Here is a 6,180-nt window from a genome sequence, read left to right on the forward strand (position 1 = left end):
GTACCCCGAAGGGCCTTACCGCTCGACTTGCATGTGTTAAGCACGCCGCCAGCGTTCGTCCTGAGCCAGGATCAAACTCTCCGTTGAAGACTCTCGAAATGCATCCTTACGGATGAAATCGGAAGAATTAACCAGAGTCCGAAAACCTTGGCAAATCAAACGCCAGCTCGGAAATTAAGCTGACTAAATTGTCCAACCACCCTCACGGGGGTGAGAATGATTGGAACCAAATAAAATATTTGGCACTGACATTCATCGACACACTATTGAGTTCTCAAAGAACACACGCACACAGAACCTCACCGAAACTCTGTTCCGGTAGGTCTCCGAGGCAACTTTTCAAGCTTAGCTCGCACCCATCAGCAGAACCAAATCGGCTGGTCAGGTCGAACTAGTGTGATCATCAGGCGCTCCTCGTCCAACCTCGTTTCCCAGGCCCTTGGGGCTCCGGGTCGGTGTCCGTGTCGCTCTGACCTGGAATAAGTTACGTGGTGCGATAAACCAAAGTCAAATCGCCTCTCTACCTGCGGGTTTTCAGCGATTGATGATCGACGGGGGTACGACGCGGCGGCAGCGGGTACCGCGAACACGGGCTCGGCGGCGGGAGAGACCCCGCAATCCCGTCCGGCGTTGCCTGACCGTTGACAAGCATTCCAGCGGCAACAATTGTCGAAATGCGGGTCGACACGGGAATACGGGGCACGACGAAGGAGTCTGCGTGAATTCATCGGTGGGAGCGCGAACACCCGGCGACCAAGGGCAGGGGGCGGACGGACTGGTCTACGTCGTCTTCATTACCGCCGCTGCCGCCATGGGCGGGTTCCTGTTCGGATACGACAGCTCGGTCATCAACGGCGCGGTCGAGGCGATCCGGGACAGGTACGACATCGGGTCGGCGACGCTGGCGCAGGTGGTGGCCATCGCCCTGATCGGCTGCGCGGTCGGCGCGGCCATCGCGGGACGCATCGCCGACCGGATCGGACGGATCTGGGTCATGCGGATCGCGGCCACTCTGTTCACCTGTAGCGCGATCGGGTCGGCGCTGCCGTTCGCGCTGTGGGATCTGGCCATGTGGCGCGTCATCGGCGGCATCGGCATCGGCATGGCCTCGGTGATCGGGCCCGCCTACATCGCGGAGGTCTCGCCGCCCGCCTACCGCGGCCGGCTGGCCTCGTTCCAGCAGGCGGCCATCGTCACCGGCATCGCCGTCTCGCAGCTGGTGAACTTCGCGATCCTCAAGATGGCCGGGGGTGAGCAGCGCGGACACATCGGCGGATTGGAAGCCTGGCAGTGGATGCTCGGCGTGATGGTGGTGCCCGCGGCGCTCTACGGGATGTTCTCCTTCACCATCCCCGAGTCGCCGCGCTACCTCATCTCCGTCGGGAAGATCGACAAGGCGAAAGAGGTGCTGACCGAGGTCGAGGGCGATCACGGTGATCTCGATGCCCGGGTGGCCCAGATCCAGGAGGCCATGCACAGCGAGCACCGCTCGACGTTCAAGGATCTGCTCGGCAGCCGGTTCGGGTTCCTGCCGGTGGTGTGGATCGGTATCGGACTGTCGGTGTTCCAGCAGCTGGTCGGCATCAATGTCGTCTTCTACTACTCGGCGACACTGTGGCAGTCCGTCGGTATCGACCCGTCCAGTTCGTTCTTCTACTCGTTCACGACGTCGATCATCAATATCGTCGGCACCGTGATCGCCATGGTGCTGGTCGACCGGATCGGCCGGAAGCCGCTGGCGCTCATCGGCTCCGCGGGCATGGCCATCGCGCTCGGCCTGGAGGCGTGGGCGTTCTCGGCCAAGACCGGGTCCGGCGACAATGTGTCACTACCCCACGCGCAGGGCATTACCGCGCTCATCTCCGCGCACGTGTTCGTGCTGTTCTTCGCGCTCTCGTGGGGTGTCGTGGTGTGGGTGCTGCTGGGCGAGATGTTCCCCAACAAGCTGCGCGCGGCCGCGCTCGGTGTGGCGGCGTCCGCGCAGTGGATCGCCAACTGGGTGATCACCGCCAGCTTCCCCAGCCTCGCGGACTGGAACCTGTCGGGCACGTACGTCATCTACACCGCGTTCGCGCTGCTCTCGATCCCGTTCGTGCTCAAGTGGGTGCCCGAGACCAAGGGCAAGGCGCTGGAGGAGATGGGCTAGACCGCGGTGGCCGGGCCCCCGGGGGCTCGGCCACACCGGACTACTTGAGGATCTTGGTGATCTGGCCCGCGCCGACGGTGCGGCCACCCTCGCGGATGGCGAACTTCAGGCCGAGTTCCATGGCGATGGGCTGGATCAGCACTACTGCCATGGCGACATTGTCGCCGGGCAGCACCATCTCGACCTCGGCCGGGAGCGTGACGACACCGGTGACATCCGTTGTGCGGAAATAGAATTGGGGCCGGTAGTTGTTGAAGAACGGGGTGTGACGGCCACCTTCCTCCTTCGACAGGATGTACGCCTGGCCCTCGAACTGGGTGTGCGGCGTGACCGAACCGGGCTTGATCACGCACTGGCCGCGTTCCACGTCCTCGCGTTTGATGCCGCGCAGCAGCAGGCCGACATTCTCCCCGGCCTGGCCCTCATCCAGGAGTTTGCGGAACATCTCGATGCCGGTGACCGTGGTCTTGGTGGTCTTCGGGCGGATGCCGACGATCTCGACCTCCGCGTTCACCTTGAGCACCCCGCGTTCGATGCGGCCGGTCACGACGGTACCGCGGCCGGTGATGGTGAAGACGTCCTCGATGGGCATGAGGAACGGTTTCTCCACCTCACGGGTGGGAGTGTCGATCCAGGTGTCCACGGCGTCCAGCAGTTCGGTGATGTTCTCGCCCCACGCGCCGGTCGGATTCTCCAGCGCCTGATACGCGGAGACGCGGACGATCGGCGTGTTGTCGCCGTCGAATTCGTATTCGCTGAGCAGATCGCTCACCTCGAGCTCGACCAGCTCCAGGATCTCCTCGTCCTCCACCATGTCGCATTTGTTCAGCGCCACCACCATTTTCGGCACGCCGACCTGCCGGGCCAGGATCACGTGCTCCTTGGTCTGCGGCATCGGGCCGTCTGTGGCGGCGACCACCAGGATCGCGCCGTCCATCTGGGCCGCGCCGGTGATCATGTTCTTGATGTAGTCGGCGTGCCCGGGACAATCGACGTGCGCGTAATGCCGGTTCTCCGTTTGGTATTCGACATGGGCGATGGAGATGGTGATGCCGCGCTGGCGCTCCTCGGGCGCCTTGTCGATGGCCTCGAACGGGGTGAAGGGGTTCAGGTCCGGATGTTTCTCGTGCAAGACCCGGGTGATCGCCGCGGTGAGAGTCGTCTTGCCGTGGTCGATATGGCCGATGGTACCGACATTGACGTGCGGCTTCGTCCGCTGAAACTTCGCCTTCGCCACTGGAGACCTCCTGCGCACCCATGCGAAACGCGGGCACCGGAGGGTGGGAAACACCGCGAAGTCATGCCCGACGGCGGTGTCGAAATCCAGGGTATTTCCGCGCGAGCCGGGAAAGACCCGGAACCGGGTGAACCGGACGTCAGTGACCGTTGACGCGAGCGCGGCCCAACCGGCCGCGGCTCCGGCGGCCCAGTAACGTGGGTCGCTATGACAGCTGTTGCAGATCGTTCGCTCGGACCGGAACTGGTACGCACCGAGGGCATCGGTGACGCCGATGTGCTCGTCATCGGACTCACCTCGTCGGACGACGGGCCGGTTATCGCGCCCGCCGACGCCTTCTCCGACGTACTCGACGCGGACACCCGGGCGGCACTGCTGAGCGCGGTTCGGGCCGTCGGGGCCAAGGGCAAGGGTGAGGAGATCACCCGGGTGCCCGCCCCGGCCGGGCTGGGCGTGGACTTCGTGCTCGCGGTCGGGCTCGGGGCGTCCGACAAGGTGGATGCCGAGCAGGTGCGCAAGTCGGCCGGTGCGGCCGGGCGGGCGCTGACCGGGGTCGCGACCGCGGTCACCACGCTGTCCGGACTGGATCTGGGTGCGGCGGCCGAGGGGTTCTACCTGGGCGCGTACCAGTTCACCGCGTTCAAGTCGGCCAAGTCCGCGCCGAAGGCCGACGATCAGCCGGTCAAGCGGGTCGAATTCCTGGTTCCGTCAGCGGATTCCGGCGAAGAGGAGCTCTTCCGGGCGCAGGCCATCGCCGAAGCCGTCGCCACCGCACGGGATTTCGTGAACACCCCGCCCAGCGACCTGTTCCCGGGCGAATTCGCCAACCGCGCAGCCGAATTGGCCAAGGCCGCCGGGTTGCAGGTGGAGATCCTGGATGAGAAGGAACTCGAAACCCAGGGCTACGGTGGCATTCTCGGCGTCGGCAAGGGGTCCTCGCGGCCGCCGCGGCTGATCCGCATCACCTACGCCGGTGGTGATCGCAAGGTGGCGTTGATCGGTAAGGGCATCACCTTCGACACCGGCGGCATCTCCATCAAGCCCGCGGCGGGCATGGAGAACATGACCTCCGACATGGGCGGCGCGGCGGCGGTCATCGCCACCACCCTGCTCGCGGCGCGACTGAGCCTGCCGATCACCGTCATCGCCACCGTGCCGATGGCCGAGAACATGCCGTCGGCCACCGCGCAGCGGCCCGGTGACGTGCTCACCCAGTACGGCGGCACCACGGTCGAGGTCATCAACACCGACGCCGAGGGGCGGCTCATCCTGGCCGACGCCATCGTGCGGGCGGGCGAGGACGGACCGGACTACATCATCGACGTCGCCACGCTGACCGGCGCGCAGATGGTCGCCCTCGGCACCCGCACCCCGGGCGTCATGGGCACCGACGCCTTCCGCGACCGCGTCGCCCGCCTGTCCCAGTCGATCGGCGAGAACGCCTGGGCCATGCCGCTTCCCGCCGAACTCCGCGCCGACATCAACTCCAAGATCGCGGACCTGGCGAACGTCGCGCCGCACCGCTGGGGCGGCATGCTCTCGGCAGGTCTGTTCCTCAAGGAGTTCGTGCCCGAGAACGTGCAGTGGGCACACCTCGACGTCGCGGGCCCGGCCTACAACACCGGCGGACCCTTCGGCTACATCGGCAAGGGCGGCACCGGCGTCCCGGTCCGCACGCTGATCACCACGCTCGAGGACATCGCCGCCGAATAGCGGCCCGTCGCTGTCGGAAAACGCCCGCCCCGCACCCCTGCGGAGGCGGGCGTTTCCCGTCGCGCGTGACATCGCGACTGACTCACGTCCGACTTGACGCGCCAGGATGGTCGGCGATGCCGGGGGCGGGCGTCAGAATCGTCGGATGCGAGCGGAATCCGGTGGTGGGTCGTTGAGAGAGCATGTCGCGGACGCGGTGCGGGTGATCGTGCCGTCTGCGGGGCAGCCGCATGGGCCGCTGCCGCCGATGCTGCTGGCGTTGACGGTCGTCACCGGGTTGGTGGATGCCTTCAGTTATCTCGAGCTCGGGCATGTGCTGGTCGCGAATATGACCGGCAATGTGGTGTTCTCGGGGTTCGCGCTGGGTGGCGCGCCCGGGTTCGTCTGGTGGGCGCTGGTGTTGGCGGTGGGCGCGTTTCTGCTCGGGGCGTTGGCTGGAGGGCGGGTACGCGCTCGCCTCGGGGTGCATCGTGGACGGCATTTGAATGTGGCCGCCTGGGTCGAATTGGGTTTGGTCGCAGCGGCTTTCGTGACGGCGATGGTCGCGCCGCGCCCCTATCACGGCTGGTCGCTGACGGTTCTGATCGTCCTGCTTGGACTCGGGCTGGGGTTGCAGAACGCGACCGCTCGCGCCCTCGCGGTACCGGATCTCACGACGACCGTGCTCACCTTGACTCTGACCGGGATCGCCGCCGACAGCGCGCCCGCGGGCGGATCCGGTAGTCGGGTCGGGCGGCGGCTGGTGCCGATCGCCGCCATGTTCGGGGGCGCGGCCGTCGGCGCTGCCCTGGTCGTGCACCACGCGGCTCCCGCCGCGCTCGGGGTAGCCACCGTCATCCTGGCGGCGGTCGCGGTGGCGAGCCACACCACCCGTCGCTCCACCGCGAGTTGGACCGCCTGAGCACACTGAACCGCCTGGCGGGGTTGAACCCCCTGAACAGGTCAGACGGCCTAGCCGCGTAGCGCCGCCGGGCCGCGTTGGATCGCTTGGCCGCGTTGCGCCGCCGGGCCGCGTTGGACTGCCGCACTGCGCCCCGTCTGATCGGGTTGGATCGCCTGAGTGCACTGGACTGCTCAAGACGAC

The 6,180-nt window shown here is 66.3% G+C and carries 4 protein-coding genes and 1 rRNA gene; 3 read left to right on the forward strand and 2 right to left on the reverse strand.

Annotated elements, in window-relative coordinates:
* Window positions 1–87, reverse strand: a 16S ribosomal RNA gene (locus tag ACWELQ_RS35000); the annotation flags it as partial.
* A gap of 631 nt (window positions 88–718) precedes the next feature.
* On the opposite strand from ACWELQ_RS35000, the gene ACWELQ_RS35005 reads away from it, so the two are divergent.
* Window positions 719–2,146: a sugar porter family MFS transporter gene (locus ACWELQ_RS35005; RefSeq protein ID WP_452401302.1), complete on the forward strand. Its 1,428-nt coding sequence runs from the start codon at window positions 719–721 to the stop codon at window positions 2,144–2,146.
* Window positions 2,147–2,186: 40 nt separating this feature from the next.
* Here ACWELQ_RS35005 and tuf read toward each other — a convergent pair whose 3' ends face one another.
* Window positions 2,187–3,383 (reverse strand): elongation factor Tu, encoded by a 1,197-nt coding sequence (tuf, locus tag ACWELQ_RS35010; RefSeq protein WP_452401303.1) that lies wholly within the window; start codon window positions 3,381–3,383, stop codon window positions 2,187–2,189.
* A 207-nt stretch (window positions 3,384–3,590) separates the two neighbouring features.
* Here tuf and ACWELQ_RS35015 point away from each other — a divergent pair, with 207 nt between their 5' ends.
* Together ACWELQ_RS35015 and ACWELQ_RS35020 are read left to right on the forward strand one after the other, a co-directional pair.
* Complete coding sequence (locus ACWELQ_RS35015; protein WP_452401304.1) at window positions 3,591–5,096, forward strand: leucyl aminopeptidase; 1,506 nt, start codon at window positions 3,591–3,593, stop codon at window positions 5,094–5,096.
* 172 nt (window positions 5,097–5,268) lie between these two features.
* The gene (locus ACWELQ_RS35020; RefSeq protein WP_452401305.1) at window positions 5,269–5,997 is read left to right on the forward strand and encodes a YoaK family protein; all 729 of its coding nucleotides are present in this window, start codon (window positions 5,269–5,271) and stop codon (window positions 5,995–5,997) included.
* Window positions 5,998–6,180 lie beyond the last annotated feature (183 nt).

Source organism: Nocardia sp. NPDC004722 (assembly GCF_053601505.1).

Bases quoted from the DNA above. Each gene is read 5' to 3' on its own strand.
- ACWELQ_RS35015 (WP_452401304.1), top strand. From the start codon at position 3,591: ATGACAGCTGTTGCAGATCGTTCGCTCGGACCGGAACTGGTACGCACC.